This window comes from Prosthecobacter debontii (assembly GCF_900167535.1).
Lineage (GTDB): Bacteria > Verrucomicrobiota > Verrucomicrobiia > Verrucomicrobiales > Verrucomicrobiaceae > Prosthecobacter > Prosthecobacter debontii.
Genome location: NZ_FUYE01000003.1, coordinates 163,452 through 182,108, shown reverse-complemented (window position 1 = coordinate 182,108; position 18,657 = coordinate 163,452). Strand labels below are relative to the sequence as shown.

Genomic DNA, 18,657 nt, shown 5'->3' with positions numbered 1-18,657 from the left:
CCACAGGGAGTGGATTTATGTACAAAATTTCCACGACTCTGCTGCTGAACTATATAGGCCTGTCCGAAGCCACCTAATCATTCATGCCGCATGTCTCTGGGAGGCTCGCTTCAGTCAGCCCTAGGAATGGATAAAATACAGCCCGTGGAAAAGTGGGTGACTGAGGGACATCTATTTTGAATCTGTATGAGGAAAAAGGCTCGATAGCTGTCTACCCGTGCCTATTTCGTAGTGCAAGTAGACCTCCACAAAGGATCTTTTGCTAATTTATGGCACAGACGTGTAGCGGATTAAGCTACAACCAACGATTCCCGCTTTTGGGAGTATCGATAAATATTTGGAAGCGGAATGAACATATGGAAGTCATACAGTAGTGGCGAAGGAAATAATTAACTTGTGATGCTGCGTTGCCCGATTCTCAGAGAATGTGCTGCAAATTTGCCTTCGTCACACTGCGATTTTGTGTCTGTAAGTACTATACGCTTTAGTCTAATTGCCGAGGTTTGATACTAGCTAAGCCATTCGATCGGAACTAGCTTTGCACCATCACGCCACTCCTCAACCAGATGTGTTTGAGCTAAATTACCCCAGACGTTTTCAGAAGCATGATCAAGGACGATGATTTGAAAACGAGGGCCGAATTTTTTTGTGAAATGATCAAAGACTTTGAATGCTTTCCTTACAGCACTCACATCTTCGTCCAGAATTGTGGGCTCTGTGTCATTTTGAGCACCTGCTAATTTTTTAGGAAAATAGACTTGGCTAGGTTGATCAAAGACCATGAACTGGGGCACAGGGCTGTGAGGAAGATCCATGAAAAACCAATGCAGCGCTAAGACTGTGGCCACATGATATCCGAGCCAGTTAGAACCACTTCCAATTTCAGAAAGAAGGTGCCTACGATCTTCGCCAGCAATGCGGACAGTAAGATCATCTGCACTCAAAAAAACCGGTGCATCAGGATCTTCAACGTCCAAACGTAACAGCATTTTTTGAGCGTGTCCATTCACGCGATCTAAAGCAAACCGTTTGCGAGCATTTACTTGGTCAGGGCGAACCTGATCTCGTAAAATCTCAACTGATTTCGCTAACTTATCTACTTCTGCTGCCAATGCACTGTCTTCTCCCAGGCGTTCATAAAATGACAATGACGTTTCAAGATTACCCACGAATCGTTCGACCTGTTTTGCTCGAAATTGCTCTTTCTTAGCCTCAGTTGATCGGGTTGTGAGTGCAGAGCGCCTGATTTGAACTGCTTCCAACTTTTCTGCGTAAATCTTCACATCTGCATTTACACGCTGCATCTCTAAATCAAATGCAGCAGGAATGCCTCGTGCAACCCCAGCTTCTTCTTCGACTCGCCGAAGTGAACTGACTAGAATTTCGAGATCGTTTGTGGCACGAGTAAGATCATGGCCACACACGGGACAGTCAGCCTCTGGGGAATGCTGATCAGACAGCCAGTCAGATACCTTGAGTCGATCACGCTGGACTTGTAGAGCCTGAGAATACTGATCTACACTTTCAGTCAATCTTCTCATCTCATTCAGTCTACGACGAAGTGATGTGAGTTCTTGAGAGATTTGGGATTCTTCTTTTTCCAAGGCACGCAGTTCAGACAGGGAATCCCCAAGTGTCTCAGCCGTGACTTTGAGGGTATGGTCTGTTCTATTCACGATCTCCGTAAGGAGAGCAAGCATCTCGGGTTTTCCCAACAAAGTAGGCGGTTCCTCTCTCAGAAGTCCTAGCTCTCTGGCTGTTGAAACATGATTGCGAATTTCCGCCAGCCATCTTGCAGATATTTCTCGGGCTGTTACAAGCTCCCTCTCTTTTCGTTTCAATTCTCTCTGCTGTTGATCAAGCTCATGCTCTTTGGCAAGTTGATCTGGAGTAATGGCACCCAGGACGTAAGGGAAAATCGTCCTTAGCTTTTGACGATGATCATAAGTATCAGCTTTGAAAAATAAGATATCAGGATTAGCTACGACGTTTTGCGGCTGAAAAGTAAATGCGGCCATATCGCGGAAGCTTGGGCGACCACTTCGATTGGTTGCTGAATTATCCCCCGCTGAAAAGTCGAGTTTAGTAAGGCCTGCCAATTCGTCGAGACTCCGGCGCACTTGGTCAGCTGTTGTTGTTTTTTCGGCTATAGTATCCGGTATATCTACAGCTTTGCCCTCTTTGACAAACATGTGGTCAGTTCCCTGTTGAGATCCTGGTTCCCGTCGCGCAAATAGCTTCTCGCCTTGATCTGTCTCCACCAATACGCCAAACCACGAGCAGGCCTGGCGTATCGTCTTGACAGGAATACTGCAAGTGTGAGAACCGAGACAATAGTCAATAATCGGTATCACCGCAGATTTGCCTGTTCTTGATGCGCCTGTAATCACATTCACGGCCCCAGTCTTGAAAGGAATCCGTCGAGGCTTAAGTGCCGAATTGCGCGGCCAAAGAATTACTTCTTTAATTTGAAAAAGCATAGCTAAAATCGGATCTTTAAAAGAGTTGCAACCTCGTGAATGGAAAGCTCGCCATACCAAGCGCCCAGTTTTTCGGCATTCTTGAGCAACGTTGCCATTTTTGGAGGGATTCCACGTGCAGGCGTTTCGCTCAAGGGAACGAGCACGGCATCTGATGTGAGAATCAACAAGCGCGTAGCAAACGCTATGCGCAACGATGCCCATGAAATATCCCGCCACCGAAAACATCGATCGTGAAGCGAAAGTAAAATATCACTTTTAGCGTCTTTCGTTTCGGCAAACTTTTCGGTAAACTTTCGTAACCCTGACTCTCGATATGTTCGGGATAGGACACTAAATAATGCTTCATTGAATACCATCGGAACTATCGTAAAGGCTAGTGGTAAAGGCAGTGACTGACGTGTTTTATGGACTGCCTGATAGCCACAAGCGGCTCGCCACAGCGCTGCCGCACCTAGTGCTGGGTTTTGAGTTAAAAATGCTTCGTTGAGCGCTGGTTTTATAAGATGATCGGAAGAGGATAAAGCGGACATGTTAAACTATGGTTGCGCCCTTTGTTGCAAGGATTTCTGCAAAGCGTGGGTGCCACCCAACTAGTTGCTCATCGGAAAGATGATGAAATGATCCAGGCACGAAATGATTCGGAACTTTTTGCCCTTCCAGGTCGGCACTATGTCTACAGCATTCCGAATAGACTAATAACCCTCGACCCGCATCGTTAAGGGAACTGTGTTGAACTTCTACCTGACGTCGAACGTTTTGCCACGCACGGTGAAGATCGTCATTAAATTCATCGAAAGATGTGGGATGGATTTCTCCAAGTGCACCCCAACGAGTTTTATCATATGCAGTGCGAAAATAGTCGCTAACAGCTTGAACTCGGTCAAGAAAGTCAGCGCCGACCGTCTCAAGCTGTCGCACGAACATGCGAGGCATTAATTCAGCTTTTTTATCATCTGGAATCTTTGCTGGAGCAAACGATCGTAAAATCGCTCGTTCACGATGCTTTCGAATAAATGTGACCATTTCTTTGTGAAAGTCATCTCGGGAGAGGATCGCTGGTAGACGCTTTTCAATAAGAATTTCAGCCTGGCGCTTAACCCACCCCAAGGCATGAACAACAATATCTTCCAAGTGAGATTCGGGTATAAAGGGGAAACAATTTGGCAAGTCCTCTTGAGGACTTACAATATTTGTTTCCAGGCGAAAACAACGGATAATTTCGCAACTAATGTTTAGTTCAGATTGGAAAAAACGCTTCAAATGAAAAGTTAAGTCTTTTTTATCCGAGGTAGCAGAAGATAGCTCGTCCTTAAACGCATTCTTAGTTAATAGCAGGGCGGATTTGGCCTCGTCTAAAGTGGATGCATTGTGGAATAAAGTGGCAAAATCACCTGAACGAGGATTGGAAACTGCTATAACAAGCGAAAGTTTAGTGAAATCACGCATCTCTGCCAGTTCTGTAGCCCAATTGGAAAAAGTTTTCCAAAGTGGTAGCGCACGATCCGCGACGGGATTGCTTGTTAAGGCGCTCTTGGACTGGACAAGCGAAACTTCGCCGCCTACTTTTTGAACTGCTATGTCATCCAAGACCTCAAGGCTGACCAAATCTCCTGGACCTGCTCGGGCCAGAAGTTCAGTCATCTTAGTCTCTTGTGCAAAATAACCAAGCGCCTGACCTGGAACAGAAGTGCTCCTAGGTTTTCTGGGTTTGCTCGAGGAACTCATATGACAAGTTAGGTCACTGCAATTTGCACTGACAATAAAAGCGTTGTCAATTGTATTTCTTAAATAATCGGCTGAATATACCGTTTAGTTTGATACCAGTGGGCAAGCACTGAACATGAATCTCTTGGCCTGCTGAAGAGGGTATAAGGCTCATCCAAATTACGTGAAAGACGTGGCAAACTTTTCACATGCTGCTTGATCTTCCTTTTTTGGCGGTGATCGTCCGGCGAATCATTTTTCAAATGAAACGCCTCTGGCAAATTCTCGCATTCATCCTTCTGGCGCTCATGGTGCCCAGTACGGTGTGTTGCTTGGTGCCACAGGAGGTGGAGAAACAACATTCTGGGTGCTGCTCCCATGGCGATGAGGGAGATGAAGCCCCCGCAATGCCGGACATTTGCACCAGTGACACCCTCGCCCAGAGCTATCTGCCTGAGATGGTGACGATGCCGGAAATGCAGATGGTGGAACTGATCGGTATCATACAGGCTTTCGCTCTGCTTGATCTGGCTGAACAGGCCGCCACCCCGGTGCCGATGCCAACCACGGCACCCCCAGAGTTGAGAACGACTTGGGTATTTGTGAGTCGGGCTGCATTGCCTGCACGCGCCCCTGCCGTACCGGTCTGATTTGCCGTGCGCTACTGTCCGCCTAAAAGGCGGTGACTGAGTGCGCCGGATGTGATGCCCCTGTGGGGTATCTGCGTGCCTCTTGGCGAGGCCGTTTCATGCCTTTGCTTGCCCCCTCAACCTGTTCTTTTCATGCATTCTCTCTGTTATTTAGCCCTCATTATTACGGCGTTGTCATCGCTCTCTGCGGCGGAGACCAAGCCTGCCGCCAATTCTATTTCAGAACTTGTTTCCCGCACGCTGGCGGCCAACCCGGAGATTCGCTTTTATGAGGCGGAGATCGCTTCGGCGAAGGCAACTCGAAGCACAGCTGGCAGGCTTTCAAATCCTGAACTGAGCCTCGAAATTGGGCAGAATCGCGTCTCATCGGCAGACAGTCGCACAAATGGCCTCGCCTTCTCAGCCGCTTTGGCTCAGCCCATCGAATGGCCAGGAAGGCTGGGGCTGCGCAAAGCGATTGCGAATCGTGACATTACCCTTGCGGAGCTTGGCTTGGAACGCTTCCGTTTTCATCTCACTTCCCGAGTGCGTGTGCTGGCCTACACTCTCGCGGCACAGCAGGAAATATCTGCTGCGGCCAGCGAGGTCGCTTCACGTTATGCGGCGTTGCGTGAGGTGATGGTACAGCGGGAGCCCGCAGGCATTGCCCCCCAATTGGAGATAGTGACCATTGAGGCAGCGGCACTGGTAGCGGAGTCGCGGGCAGCGACAGCCGCCGTGGCAGTGCAAAAGATACTCTTGGAACTGAACCAGCTCATGGGCCGCCGTGCCGACACGCCCCTCGTGGTCAAGCGAGCCGGGTTTGACATGAAGACGCCACCCTCTCTTGACTCATTGCTGGGGACGGCCATGAAGAACCATTACGACCTACGTATCCGGCGGACGGAGCTGGAGCAGCAGGGGTTCAAGGTCGAACTCGCCAAAAACGAACGTTATCCATCTTTCACCGTCGGTCCGTACGTTGAAGTGCAGAACACGAAAAGCCAGGAGGATCAAACTGTCGGTGGCCTCGGCATTTCCTTTCCGCTGCCATTCTGGAAATCTGGCAAAGCCGAAGTCACCTCGGCGGAGGCCCGGCTGTCGCAAGCTCAGGCCACATTAAACGCTGCCCAACGGGAGGTCGAAAGACTGGTCACTGAGTCCATGTTGTTGTTCAAAACCCAGCAGTCGCGTGCCCTGCTTTGGAAAGGGGATGCTATCACGAAATTCAGTGAAGCGGCGGCGCTGGCGGATCGTCATTACCGTCTTGGCGCAGTCCCCACAGCGACCTTTGTCGAGCTCCAGGACAAGTATCTCGAAGCGGTCGAGTCCATCAGTGAGGCGCAGTCCCAGGCGCTCGAAGCCGGGCTCATGCTGGAAGAACTGACTGGGGCTCTTGGCACCCTCATCACCCTCAGCGCGCCGAAACCTTGACCTGCACCCACCATGAAACTTTTGCTTTCCATCCTTTGCCTTCCCATAGCCGCCGCACTCAGCAGTTGCAGCCAGTCCAACGCCAGTCCAAGTCACACCGTTGCACCGGAAAACGGCGCACAGTTTAAAGAGGGCAAAGGTGTTTCCCTCACCACACTCATGATGGAATCCATCGGCCTGCAAACGGCTGAGGTTCAGGAGGAAAAAATAGCGCCATCGTTCACTGTTAATTTGCAGGCCATTCAGCGGGGCAGCGAAGCCAGTGGCTGGCTTACCGAAGCCCAGGCCCAGCAGGTGAAGCCCGGCATGGTGGTGGAAATCGGCTCCACCCAAGGCAACGTGCTCCGCATCGCGAAAGCGCCATACCTGACCCTCGGTGACTATGAAGTGACGGTGCAAACAGCCGCACCCGCTGAGGCTGGTGCCGCGCTCACGGCGACCTTCCGTTTTCCTGCCAGCGATGCCGTTACAGCAATCCCAAAAGCCGCGCTGCTCACGACCGCCGAAGGCACGTTTGTCTATGCCAAGAACGACGAGTTCTACCTGCGTACTCCGGTTAAAGTTGGATCAGCAAACGGCGAACATGTGGAGATCACCGATGGCCTCTACACCGGGGATGAGATCGTCACCACGCCTGTGATGTCGCTCTGGCTTGCCGAACTGCAAATCCTGCGCGGCGGCAAGGCCTGTAATTGCGGCCACTAGCATACTATGCTCGCTCATCTCATCACCATCGCCATGCGGCATCGTGCCGCCGTGTTGCTTGCCATGCTGGTTCTTCTCGGCATCGGGTCATGGTCTGCCATTCATCTGCCCATTGATGCCGTACCGGACATCACCAACCCGCAGGTACAGATCAACACTGCTGTTTCCGCACTCGCTCCAGAAGAAATCGAAAAACTGGTCACCTTTCCCATTGAAAGCGAAATGGCGGGGTTGCCACAAATGATCGAACTTCGCTCATTGTCGAAGTTTGGGCTTTCACAAGTCACGATGGTTTTTCATGACGATGTGGATCTGTTTCGCATCCGCCAGCTCGTCACCGAGCGCCTGCAAGCTGTGCTGGACGAACTGCCACCAGGACTTACGCCGAAGCTGGCACCCGTTGCGACAGGTCTGGGGGAGATCTTCTATTACAGCCTTGATTACAGCGACGAGGCGAAAACCAAACCCGCCACCCGTGAGGCGCAGCTCATGGAACTCGCACAAATTCAGGAATATCAGGTGAAGCCTTTGCTGCGTAGCACTCCCGGCGTTGCGGAGGTCAATACCAACGGCGGTTATCAAAAACAAATCGTCATCAAGCCTGATCCCGCCCGCCTCGCCGAGCGGGGGCTTTCACTCGACATGCTAGCAGAGATCGTCGAGCAAAACACCCGCAATGCAGGCGGAGGTTACGTCGAGATCGGTGGTGAACAGCTTATTGTCCGCGCTGTCAGTCGCGTGAACGACATCGAACAAATTCTCGCCATACCGCTCAAGTTTGCAGGTGGTGTAAAGCCCATCCTGGTCAGTGAAGTAGCCACGGTGAGCATCGGCAGCGCCTTTCGTTCTGGAGCCGCTACCGACGACGGCGACGAGGCCCTGGTGGGGGCCGCCATCATGCTTGCGGGTGAAAGCTCACGTCAAGTTGCTGAAGCCGTGAGGACCAAGCTTACTGACATCCAGGCCAAGCTGCCCCACGGCGTCGTCATCAGGACGCTCTATGATCGCAGCAACCTTGTCAGCCGCACGATTGCCACGGTGGAGAAGAATCTTACCGAGGGGGCCTTGCTCGTCGTCGTGGTGCTGTTTGCGCTGCTTGGAAACTTTCGCGCTGCTTTCATCGTCGCCCTCGTCATCCCGCTTTCCATGCTCTTCGCCATGACCGGGATGGTACGCTATCACATCAGCGGAAATTTGATGAGTCTGGGTGCCATTGACTTCGGCCTGATCATTGATGGTGCTGTGGTGATGGTCGAAAACATCGTCCGCCACCTCGGTGAGCGACAGCACGCGCTTGGCCGCAGGCTTACCCTCAGCGAGCGCACTGAGGAAGTGCTCAAATCCGCCAAGGAGGTCGCCAACCCCATGTTCTTCGGCGTGCTGATCATCACGGTCGTTTATGTACCCATCCTCGCGCTGCAAGGCATTGAAGGGAAAATGTTCAAGCCCATGGCGCTCGTTGTCATGCTGGCGCTTGGTGGTTCGCTTGTGCTCGCTGTGACCTTGATGCCCGTGCTGTGTTCGTATTTGCTCGGCGGAAAGATTCAGGAAAAGGACAACTGGCTCGTCACCTTCACCAAGCGTCTTTACACGCCGTTGCTGAACTTTGGCCTCCGCTTCCGCCTGCTTGTCGTGCTGCCTATGCTCGTCCTGTTTGGTTCCTCGCTCTGGGTGTTCTCTCGTCTCGGTTCGGAATTCATACCGCAGCTTGATGAGGGCGACTTTGCCTTTCAGCTCATCCGCAGCAGTAGCGCCGGGCTGTCATCATCGCTTGATTTGCAGAAACAGAGCGAGGCCGTCATTCGCCGCGAATTCCCGGAGGTTAAGGAGATCTTCTCCCGCATCGGTACGGCGGAGATCGCGACGGACCCGATGAACCCGAACGTCGCCGATACCTATCTCATGCTCAATCCGCGTGACCAGTGGCGGGAAGAGAACGGAGCAATCATCAGCAAAGAGCGCCTCGGTGAACTCATGCGGAAGGCGTTGCTCGATCAGGTGCCCGGCCAAAACATCCTCGTTACCCAGCCTATCCAAATGCGCTTCAATGAGATCATGGCCGGTGCCCGTGCCGACCTCGTGTGCAAAGTCTTTGGAGACAGTTACGATGAACTCGAACGTCTCGCCGGCGAAGTCCGAACTGCCATTGCCAGCATTCGTGGCGGCGGAGAGACGGAGTTCGACAGCATCGGCAAAAACCCCATGATTGAGATCCAGCCGGATCGAGAAGCCATGCGCAAGTTCAACGTCCATGCGGACGAATTGAATCGCCTTGTCGAAACCGCGCTCGCCGGAAAGGAGGTCGGTACCTTCATTGAAGGTAACCGCCGCAGCTCCATCGTCGTCCGTCTGGCTGAAGACCGCCGAACAGATCTCGAAGGCATGAAACGCCTCGCTTTGCGCACCGAGGATGGCGGCATGTTAGCGCTCGGCCAAGTCGCCAAGATCGTGCTGGTGCCCCAACCTGTTCAGATCGCCCGTGAAGATACACAGCGCCGTGTCAGCATCCTGATCAACGTGAGAGGGCGTGATACCGAGGGTTTTGTGGAAGAGGCCACAAACCTCATCCGTGAAAAGGTCACATTTCCTGATGGCTATTACTTCGAGTTTGGCGGCCAGTTTAAGAACCTGCAAGAGGCCAAAGCACGGCTGCTGATTGTCGTGCCTCTCGCACTTGCCTTGATCTTTGTTCTCATCTTCCTGAGCTTCGGTTCACTGCGACAAGCCACGCTCATCTTCATGTGCGTGCCGCTTGCCGTCACTGGCGGCATCTTCGCGCTGCATTTCCGTGGGATGCCTTTCACTATCAGTGCAGCCGTGGGATTTATCGCCCTCAGCGGCATCGCCGTTTTGAATGGCATCATGCTCATCAGCTTCATTAACCAATTGCGTGGCGAAGGCCGTGAACTGCGCCAGGCCGTAGTCGAAGGAACTTTGACTCGTCTGCGGCCCAAGCTCATGACCGCGCTTGTCGCGAGCCTCGGCTTCTTGCCCATGGCGCTCGCTACCGGAGCAGGGGCCGAAGTGCAACGGCCCATCGCCACCGTCGTCATCGGCGGCATCCTCACCTCAACTTTCCTCACACTGCTCGTCGTGCCTGTGCTCTACGACTGGATTGAACGGAAAACCAAACCCACAACCAATGCTATATGAAAACCCTGCTTAACATCCTCCTTATTACCACCCTTGCCGCCACATCGGCCTTTGCTGATGCAAAAGTCAAAGCAGGCCCCCGCAAGGGCCTCCTCCTTGAGCTTGGCGGCAAACATGCCGAATTTTTCGTCGAGAAGAATCGCACCATCAGCATTGCCGTTTATGACGCCGCGCTGAAAGCCCAGCCCGCCAGCACCGAAGTCATCACCGCCACAGCCGAAGTGCCGAGCGGTAAGACGAAGATCGAGTTCGAGAAGAAAGGTGACATGCTGGTATCGAAGACCCCTCTTCCTGAGGGCGAAGGCTACCAAGTCGTTCTGCAAGCCAAGGCAACACCTGACTCGAAGGTGAAGAACTTTCGTATCAAGCTTCAAACCCACGTCTGCAACGGGTGTGGCAATGCGGAATATGCCTGCACCTGCGATGAATGAGTGGGTTTGGTGTCTCACCTCGCGGCTCATGGCGGCTAACAGAGAACATTCTCAAATAATCAGAGGGGTTTCATTCTTGAGGGAGTTGCACGGAGTGAACGCGATCAATGCGTCCGACCCAATTAAATCTAACCATGAAAACGAAACTTACCCTCCTCGCCGCCACTCTCCTCGTCGGCTTCGCTTCCACCAGCGCTCAAGCGATCCCGTCTAACTGGAGCTTCGCCAACGGCCAAACGTCCGCCAAAAGCGGCAGCGTCAAGCCGGTACGGATGTCCTGTTGCGATACCAAAACGAGCTACCGCACAGCTCCGGGTGGCCGTGGCCTCCAAGTGAACAAGAGCATTGTGTGTAACACTGGCTGTAGTGCTCCCCGTGCCGCTAAAAACTGCACCGCCGCTGAACGCAAGCAGTGTGCCAACTAGGGCCAGCCGCCTCGCCAGCCCGTCAGGTGTCAGGTGACCTGACGGGTTGTTTTCGGTCTCATCATCCACCATCTTTCTTCACCATGAATGACGACGAAATAGATTATCTAATCCGCCAGACTCATCCCAAGCCCGAGTTTAGTGCTTCCTTCCAGCGTGAAGTCTGGGGGCAAATCGCTGTGGTTGAGCAACATTCCTGGCCAGCTCAATGCAAGCAGTGGAGCCAGATGTTTTTCCTCTGGCTTGCCCGTCCGATGCCAGCAGTTGCCACCGTGGCAGTCATGCTCACTGCCGGTATCAGCCTCGGCAATCTCACCACGCCCGACCAGAGCGAATCCATGCGTGCCGCATACATCGAGTCCATCAATCCGCTAAAAGCAACCCACGCTTCCATGCAGCCATGAAACGTGGATTTTTGATCCTCCTCACCGCGCTCCTCGTCGGCATTGTCGGTTATTTCGTCACACGCCAGCCGTGCTGCGAAGCGAGCGGTGAAGGGATGGCGACCCATGACGGCGGCTCCCTGCTACCAGAGCTAAAGTGGCTGCACCATGAGTTGAAGCTTACAGACGAGCAGTTTGCGAAGGTTAAGGAAAGACACCTTGCTTACCGCCCCACTTGCGAGGCGCTGTGCATGAAGGTGGCAGCTTCACAGAAGAAAGTTCAGACGCTTGCACAGGCGGGAAATATTGCCGCACCTGAACTTTCTGCTGCACTTGAGGAACAGGCTGCTGTGCGGGCAGAATGCCAGAAAGCCATGCTCAAGCACCTGCATGAAACCGCTGCCGTCATGTCGCCCGACCAAGCGAAGCACTATCTTGACATCATGCTGCCGCAGATCATCGGCCCGGATGCCGGACACAGTCCTGGTGGACATTAACCGTTCTTTCTGCGCATGACCTCCTCATCTGATGACGACATTCAGCTCATGCAACGGCTCGCCAATGGTGAAGACCTTGCCTTGAACACGCTCATGGCACGATGGCGCGAGCGAGTCGCCGCCTTCCTTCTGCGAATGGTGGGTGATCATGCGACGGCGATGGACCTTACCCAGGAGAGCTTTGTGCGCCTCTATAGCAGCCGTCACCGCTACCAGCCCACAGCCGTTTTTTCGACCTACCTCTTTCACATCGCGGCCAATCTGGCCCGAAGCCATATTCGATGGAAAGGCAGGCATCCGACCGTGCCACTCACCGACGAGGAAGGCGCTATGATCCACGAGCCTGCTGATCTACAATTGTCTCCTGATGCTGCGGCGGATCTGCATGAGAAAACTGCGCTTGTGAACCAAGCCATCGTCGCCTTGCCCACCGACCTACGGGAGGCCCTACTGCTCTTCACCGTAGAAGACATGAGCCATGCCGAAGTAGCAGCAGCCCTCGGCTGCTCCACCAAAGCCATCGAAGTTCGCATCTATCGAGCGCGGCAGATGCTCAGGAAGATCATCACAAAACAGACCCCTTGAATTTTTTAAAGGAATGTTGAGGGGTTCCTCGCTGTCTGGAGTTGCACGGTTTGCCTGCTATTACCAGGCACTCACAAAACCAACGACCTTCTCATCTATCATGAAACTTACCCTCGCCCTCCTCTCCAGCCTGCTTCTCAGTGCTGGCCTCGCCTCCGCCACTGATACTGGTGTGCCGACCACCTATCCCCTCAAAAAATGCGTCGTTTCCGACGAAGAACTTGGTGGTATGGGCAAGCCGGTCAAAGTCACCCATGAAGGTACCGACGTGTATCTTTGCTGTAAGTCCTGTCTAAAGGACTTTAACAAGGACCCCGTCAAGTTCGTTGCCAAGGTGAAAGCCGCAGAAAAGAAATAAGGGAGGCTTTCGGTCAGCCAATCATGAAATCATCAATGCCTTGAGGAACATCGCAGCTCTGGTGTTGCTTATCACACTGGCTCCCAGAATCAAATTGGACATGCCATGAACAAAAGCAGCGATCACACCGAGCCGAAGGCCACCACGAAAAAGGACTGCTGCCAGACTAGCCACGCTGATCATCACAGCGACGTGCAGCCTTCATCGGGTGCGAAATACTTTTGCCCGATGTGTCCCGGCGTCGAGTCCGACCACCCCGGCGACTGTCCCAAATGTGGCATGGCTCTGGAACGCAATCCCGCTTGGAAAGCCACGACCAAGACCCGCTACACCTGCCCAATGCATCCCGAGGTGGTGCAGGATCGCCTCGGCGACTGCCCAAAATGCGGCATGGCACTCGAACCCATGCTGGCGGCTCACCATAATGAGGATGAAGGTGGTGAGGAACGAGACTTATGCCGCCGACTTTGGATTTCCACCCTTTTGACGCTGCCAGTCTTCATTCTGGCGATGGCGCATCTTTTGCCAGGCTTGGGACACTCACACTGGATCAATGGCGATGCCTCACGCTGGGTGCAGGCATTGCTCAGCACGCCCGTAGTGCTCTGGGCTGGTGCGCCGTTTTTCCGCCGTGGTTGGAACTCCCTGCGTTCCGGTCACTGGAACATGTGGACACTCATCGCCATCGGCGTCGGAGCCGCCTACGCCTACAGTGTGGTGGCAATTCTACTTCCCTCCTTGTTTCCAGCCTCGATGCAGATGGACGGCAAGGTGGCGCTTTATTTTGAGGCGGCAGCCGTCATCATCGTGCTCGTCATCGTCGGCCAATGGCTTGAAGCCCGCGCCCGCAGCCGCACAGGCAACGCTATCCGCGCGTTGCTGGACCTGGCTCCGCGTTCTGCACACCGTATCCGTGACGGTGCGGATGAAGAGATCTCTTTGGACGAAGTGGTAGTCGGCGATCTTTTGCGAGTCCGTCCTGGTGACAAAATTCCCGTGGATGGCATCGTCTCTGAAGGCACATCTTCCGTGGATGAGTCCATGCTCACGGGGGAGCCAATTCCCGTAGAGAAAAAACCCGGCGATAGTGTCTCCGGCGGAACGCTTAACACCACAGGCGGTTTCGTGATGAAAGCGCAGCGTGTGGGCAGTGAGACCCTGCTCTCCCAGATCGTGGACATGGTGGCGCAGGCACAGCGCAGCCGCGCACCGATCCAAGGCCTCGCGGATAAATTTGCGTCGTTGTTTGTTCCCGCCGTGCTCGTGATCGCAGTGCTCACGTTCGCAGTCTGGTGGTGGTTCGGACCTGAGCCTCGCCTTGCCTTTGCCGTCGTCAACGCGGTGGCCGTGCTTATCATTGCATGTCCTTGTGCGCTCGGTTTGGCGACGCCCATGTCTATCATGGTAGGTGTCGGTCGTGGGGCGCGTGAAGGCGTGCTGGTAAAGGATGCCGCAGCACTGGAACGGCTGGAGAAAGTCACGACACTGCTCGTGGACAAGACCGGCACGCTCACGGAAGGCAGGCCGCATTTTTCTCAGGCCATACCTGCGGGCGATGAAGCACCAGATACCATGATCCAGCTCGCTGCCTCACTGGAACAGTCGAGCGAGCATCCGCTCGCCTCAGCCGTGGTGAAAGCCGCGAAGGACGCCAGCCTGCCATTGCTTCCCGTCGAAGATTTCACCTCCCACACAGGCGGAGGTGTCGCAGGTCGCATCAGCGGACGCACCGTGCTCATCGGCAAAGCGGCCTTCCTCCGCGAACAAGGCGTGACGGATCTCGATGTTCTGGAAGCGCAGGCTGCGGAGCGTCAGGAACTCGGCGAAACCGCGCTCTACATGGCCCTCGATGGCCGCCCCGCAGGCCTGCTCACGGTTTCTGATCCCATCAAAGCTACAACCGAAGAAGCGCTACACAGCCTGCATGACCTCGGTGTGAAAGTCATCATGCTCACTGGCGACCACACCCGCACCGCCCAAGCCGTCGCGAGAAAGCTCGGGCTCGACAATTTCAAAGCCGAAGTAACTCCCGCAGACAAGATCGCCGAAGTGCGCCGCCTGCATGACGCCGGTGAAGTCGTCGCAATGGCTGGTGACGGCATCAACGACGCCCCTGCACTTGCTGCTGCCGATGTCGGCATCGCCATGGGCACTGGCACCGATGTCGCCATGCAAAGCGCAGGCGTCACCCTGGTCAAAGGCGACCTTCGTGCCATCGCCAAAGCCATCCACCTGAGCCGCGCCACGCTGCGCAATATTCGCCAGAACCTCGTTTTCGCCTTCCTCTACAATGCCCTTGGCATTCCGCTCGCCGCAGGCGTGCTTTACCCATTCTTCGGTCTCCTGCTCAGTCCCATCGTGGCCGGTGCTGCCATGAGCTTGAGTTCCGTCTCCGTCATCACCAACGCCCTGCGCCTGGGCCGCGCGAAGTTGGGGTAAACACCCCATGGTCTGCCGCCGTGTTCCAGCACAGGCTGTTTTCAAGAATTAGTTAGAGGGGTTGGGGGTTCAGTGGAGTTCAAATAGCGACTGAAGGCAATGTTCCCACTACATCCACGCCCCAACCGGCCATGAAACCTGAATATCTCCACGCCATTTCCAATCATATGCTCGTCATTGGTGTCGGGCTTGGGATTTTAGCCCTACTTCTCGCCTTGTTCCTGAAAAGCAGGCAGGCGCAGATCGTGGCATTGGTCGTAGTCCTGGTCAGTTCCGCTGCCGCCTATCCGGTGCTGTTTCTTGGGCAGCAAGCTTACAAATCCGTGCGTGGCATGGCCGATGAGCCAGGCCAGGGCTGGCTCGACACCCACATGGAACGGGCCGAAACCACCATCTATATCTACTATGCCTTGCTGCTCGTCGCAGGGGCAGCTCTTGCTGTGCCAAAATGGAAGCCCAAGACAGCCGTGCCGCTGGCGCTGGCTACTCTGGCCTTCGCTGCCGCAAGCATGGGAGTCGGCGGCTGGATCAGCTATGCGGGCGGTCGTGTGCGACACCCGGAGTTTCGCGATGGACCACCCCCTGCGGCAGTGGAGCCGCGACATCAGCATACGTTGCATGAATAGTCACAACATTATTTTCTAGCACTCAAATTTGCTGGAATTCAACACAACCAAAGCCAAACTCGACAACGAACACACCCCGTCATGAACAAACTCATCACCATCGTCCTTGCTGCGGTCACCCTCATCACTGTGAGCAGTTGCGCCACCCGCAAGAAATCTCCTGGGGGTCAGAACCAGTCCATGCCCGGCATGTCAGCAGCCGAGCACGCTAAGATGTAAAGGTCGGCTCCATGCTCACCGCACGGCGACATCCTTTAACGGGTGCCGCCGTGCCGTCATTGTAACTTACCTCCATCCACTGCCAGCCAATCATGCGCTACCACTTTATCTCCGCCCTCGTGTGGCTTGTCCTCCTGTCCTCATCCTCGGCATTATGGGCGAAGACCGTGAACTATGACCTCAACCTGTCAGAGATGACGGTGAGTTTCGGCGGCAAGGAGCGACGGGCGATGGCGATTAATGGCTCAATCCCCGGACCGACCCTGCGCTTTACTGAGGGAGATGATGCCGTGCTGCGAGTGCGCAATGACCTGAAGGAATCAACCTCGATCCACTGGCACGGATTGCTGGTCCCCAACGATCAGGATGGCGTGCCGCATGTGAACATGGCGCCCATTGAACCTGGTGAAACCCGCGAGTATCGCTTCCGCTTGCGGCACGGCGGGACGTTCTGGTATCACTCCCACAGTGTTTTGCAGGAGCAGCTCGGCATTTACGGCAGCATCGTCATCACGCCCAAGGGCGGTGAACGCATCAAGACTGATCACGACCTCGTGGTGATGCTCTCAGACTGGACCAATGAGCGCCCGTATGACGTGCTGGCGCAGCTCCGCGCAGGCCGCGAGTGGCAGCAGATCAAGAAAGGCACCGCCCAGACCATCGTCGGTGCCATCCAGCATGATGCGTGGACTGACATGGTGAAGCGCTCGATGACACGAATGCCTCCCATGGATTTTTCCGATGTGGGCTATGACGCCTTTCTCGCCAACGGCCAACCCGCCACTGAATTTCCCGCGCAGCCAGGTGCTACAGTTCGGCTGCGGCTAATCAACGCAAGTGCCAGCACCTATTACCATCTCGACTACGCAGGCGGCGGCATGAAGATCATCGCTGCCGATGGCACCGATGTTCAGCCCGTGGCGACCGGGCGTTTTCTTTTCGCCATCGCGGAAACCTATGACTTGTTGGTGAAGGTGCCAACCAAAGGTGGAGCCTGGGAACTGCGTGCCACTGCCCAGGATGGCACCGGCCACAGCAGCCTCTTCATCGGCGAAGGAGAAAGGCACGCTGCCCCTGACGTGCCGAAACCCAATGTCTATAAAAGCCACGCCATGTCCGGCATGAGTGGCATGGCTGACATGAAAGGCATGGATCACAGTGCGATGGCGGGTATGGGCGAAGGCGACATGGCTGCGCCTGAACCCGCGATGGATCATAGCGCGATGGCCGGCATGAAGGGAATGAAAGGCATGTCTCCAACAGAGCCAGCTATGAAACCGGATGTCATGGCAAACATGAAAGGCATGGACCACAGCACCATGCCGATGCCCGCCATGAAGAACATGCCGCCGATGGCTGGAATGCAGGGCATGGACGACCCCGAACGCCCAGACAGTCCCTATGAAAAACTGCGTGCTCTACGCAGCACCGAGATCTCCGACTCACGCCCCTTGCGAGAATACACCTTCCGCCTTCAGGGCGATATGACCCGCTATGTCTGGACGCTGGACGGCAAGACCTTCACCGAGGCGGATACCATCAATGTGCGCCGTGGCGAGAAGGTGCGCTTCATCTTCATCAATGATTCGATGATGCACCATCCGATGCACCTGCACGGGCACTTCTTCCGACTTGTCACCAGCGCCGGAAACCTCTCGCCGATGAAACACACCGTGGATGTGCCCCCCATGACCAGCCGCACCATTGAGTTCGCCGCTGATGAACCGGGCGACTGGATGATGCACTGCCACCTTCTCTATCATGCCGAGGTGGGCATGATGCGCGTGGTCCACTACGAAGACGCGCCAACGCCGAGCTACATGGCCCATCACCCGATGAAGTCCCTTCCCTTGATTGGCGGCCCCCACGATCCCAAATTCTTCTTTGGCGAAGGCACCCTGCTTTCCAACATGACCGAAGGCACCGCCTCCGTGGAAAACAATCGCAACGGCCTCATGGTGCATTGGCAGTCGCGGCTCGGCAATGGCAGCGACACCGACTATGAACTCGGCATCGACTACGACCGCTTCATCACCTCCAACCTCAGCGCCTTTGCCAGCAACGAGTGGAGCAACGGCATCAACGATGACCGCGCTATGTTTGGCACCCGTTACCTCTTGCCCTTCCTCATCCAGTCCCAGGCTTCCGTGGACACCGATGGCGACTTCCGTTTTACCGTCAGCAAGGTCTTTCCCATCACCGCCCGCTTCTCACTTTTTGGCCGCGCCCAGTATGACACCAAAGCACGCTGGGAAACCTCCGCAGGCGCTGAGTATTTCCTGCACAAAAATCTCTCACTCGTCGGCCAGTATCACAATCAGTATGGCTTGGGCGCAGGCGTCGGCTTCCGGTTCTGATAATGCCGGTGACAGGGCTGCCAACAATTTTGAGAATTTTTGAGGGGTTGGCTTTCTCTCAGCGTTGCACAGTCACGAGACCCGATTCCTTTGACCCATGAGACACGCCTGCATCAGAATCATCACCACCGCCATCTTCCTGATGGCGCAGGTGGCAGGTGCCTCTATTTCAGTGCCTTCATGCGCTCAGGACAAGGAGGTGGTCTCATGCAAACTCGCTTGCTGCGTG

General features: G+C 54.7%; 17 protein-coding genes. 14 read left to right on the top strand and 3 right to left on the bottom strand.

All coding sequences use genetic code 11. The annotated features are described in order from the left end of the window. Positions 1 to 509: 509 nt before the first annotated feature. Genes B5D61_RS05575 through B5D61_RS05570 form a run of 3 tightly spaced genes read right to left on the bottom strand, consistent with a single transcriptional unit; the run spans position 510 to position 4,124 of the window. Positions 510 to 2,480: a DUF3732 domain-containing protein gene (locus B5D61_RS05575; RefSeq protein WP_078812336.1), complete on the bottom strand. Its 1,971-nt coding sequence runs from the start codon at positions 2,478 to 2,480 to the stop codon at positions 510 to 512. A gap of 2 nt (positions 2,481 to 2,482) precedes the next feature. Further along, on the bottom strand, positions 2,483 to 3,013 hold the full coding sequence (locus tag B5D61_RS25600; RefSeq protein ID WP_139373086.1) for a three component ABC system middle component: 531 nt from the start codon (positions 3,011 to 3,013) through the stop codon (positions 2,483 to 2,485). Between the two features lies 1 nt (position 3,014). Further along, positions 3,015 to 4,124: an ABC-three component system protein gene (locus B5D61_RS05570; protein WP_078812335.1), complete on the bottom strand. Its 1,110-nt coding sequence runs from the start codon at positions 4,122 to 4,124 to the stop codon at positions 3,015 to 3,017. 326 nt (positions 4,125 to 4,450) lie between these two features. Here B5D61_RS05570 and B5D61_RS05565 point away from each other — a divergent pair, with 326 nt between their 5' ends. The 14 genes from B5D61_RS05565 to B5D61_RS05510 all read left to right on the top strand — a co-directional run bounded on the left by B5D61_RS05565 (position 4,451) and on the right by B5D61_RS05510 (position 18,428). Then, a complete protein-coding gene (locus B5D61_RS05565; protein WP_139373085.1) occupies positions 4,451 to 4,837 on the top strand; it encodes a hypothetical protein in 387 nt (128 codons plus the stop codon). Between the two features lie 132 nt (positions 4,838 to 4,969). Further along, positions 4,970 to 6,250 (top strand): TolC family protein, encoded by a 1,281-nt coding sequence (locus tag B5D61_RS05560; RefSeq protein WP_176159241.1) that lies wholly within the window; start codon positions 4,970 to 4,972, stop codon positions 6,248 to 6,250. A 12-nt stretch (positions 6,251 to 6,262) separates the two neighbouring features. Further along, positions 6,263 to 6,955, top strand: a complete 693-nt coding sequence (locus tag B5D61_RS05555; RefSeq protein WP_078812331.1) for a permuted SH3 domain-containing protein — start codon at positions 6,263 to 6,265, stop codon at positions 6,953 to 6,955. A 6-nt stretch (positions 6,956 to 6,961) separates the two neighbouring features. Then, on the top strand, positions 6,962 to 10,108 hold the full coding sequence (locus B5D61_RS05550; protein WP_078812330.1) for an efflux RND transporter permease subunit: 3,147 nt from the start codon (positions 6,962 to 6,964) through the stop codon (positions 10,106 to 10,108). Further along, on the top strand, positions 10,105 to 10,539 hold the full coding sequence (locus tag B5D61_RS05545; protein WP_078812328.1) for a hypothetical protein: 435 nt from the start codon (positions 10,105 to 10,107) through the stop codon (positions 10,537 to 10,539). The genes B5D61_RS05550 and B5D61_RS05545 overlap by 4 nt, the downstream gene beginning before the upstream one ends. Before the next feature lie 134 nt (positions 10,540 to 10,673). Beyond that, positions 10,674 to 10,964, top strand: a complete 291-nt coding sequence (locus B5D61_RS05540) for a hypothetical protein (RefSeq protein ID WP_078812327.1) — start codon at positions 10,674 to 10,676, stop codon at positions 10,962 to 10,964. An 83-nt stretch (positions 10,965 to 11,047) separates the two neighbouring features. Further along, positions 11,048 to 11,368, top strand: a complete 321-nt coding sequence (locus tag B5D61_RS26120) for a hypothetical protein (RefSeq protein ID WP_176159240.1) — start codon at positions 11,048 to 11,050, stop codon at positions 11,366 to 11,368. Next, a complete protein-coding gene (locus B5D61_RS05535; protein WP_176159239.1) occupies positions 11,365 to 11,844 on the top strand; it encodes a Spy/CpxP family protein refolding chaperone in 480 nt (159 codons plus the stop codon). The genes B5D61_RS26120 and B5D61_RS05535 overlap by 4 nt, the downstream gene beginning before the upstream one ends. A gap of 15 nt (positions 11,845 to 11,859) precedes the next feature. Further along, positions 11,860 to 12,429, top strand: a complete 570-nt coding sequence (locus tag B5D61_RS05530) for an RNA polymerase sigma factor (protein WP_078812325.1) — start codon at positions 11,860 to 11,862, stop codon at positions 12,427 to 12,429. A gap of 100 nt (positions 12,430 to 12,529) precedes the next feature. After that, positions 12,530 to 12,787, top strand: coding sequence for a hypothetical protein (locus tag B5D61_RS05525; RefSeq protein ID WP_078812323.1), 258 nt, complete (start codon positions 12,530 to 12,532; stop codon positions 12,785 to 12,787). 105 nt (positions 12,788 to 12,892) lie between these two features. Next, positions 12,893 to 15,226, top strand: coding sequence for a copper-transporting P-type ATPase (locus tag B5D61_RS05520; protein ID WP_078812321.1), 2,334 nt, complete (start codon positions 12,893 to 12,895; stop codon positions 15,224 to 15,226). A 131-nt stretch (positions 15,227 to 15,357) separates the two neighbouring features. Continuing rightward, positions 15,358 to 15,852 carry a hypothetical protein gene (locus B5D61_RS05515; RefSeq protein ID WP_078812320.1) on the top strand — a complete coding sequence of 165 codons (495 nt, stop codon included), beginning with the start codon at positions 15,358 to 15,360 and terminating at the stop codon, positions 15,850 to 15,852. An 81-nt stretch (positions 15,853 to 15,933) separates the two neighbouring features. After that, the gene (locus tag B5D61_RS26115) at positions 15,934 to 16,071 is read left to right on the top strand and encodes a hypothetical protein (RefSeq protein WP_176159238.1); all 138 of its coding nucleotides are present in this window, start codon (positions 15,934 to 15,936) and stop codon (positions 16,069 to 16,071) included. A gap of 92 nt (positions 16,072 to 16,163) precedes the next feature. After that, complete coding sequence (locus B5D61_RS05510) at positions 16,164 to 18,428, top strand: multicopper oxidase domain-containing protein (RefSeq protein WP_078812318.1); 2,265 nt, start codon at positions 16,164 to 16,166, stop codon at positions 18,426 to 18,428. Positions 18,429 to 18,657: the final 229 nt, after the last annotated feature.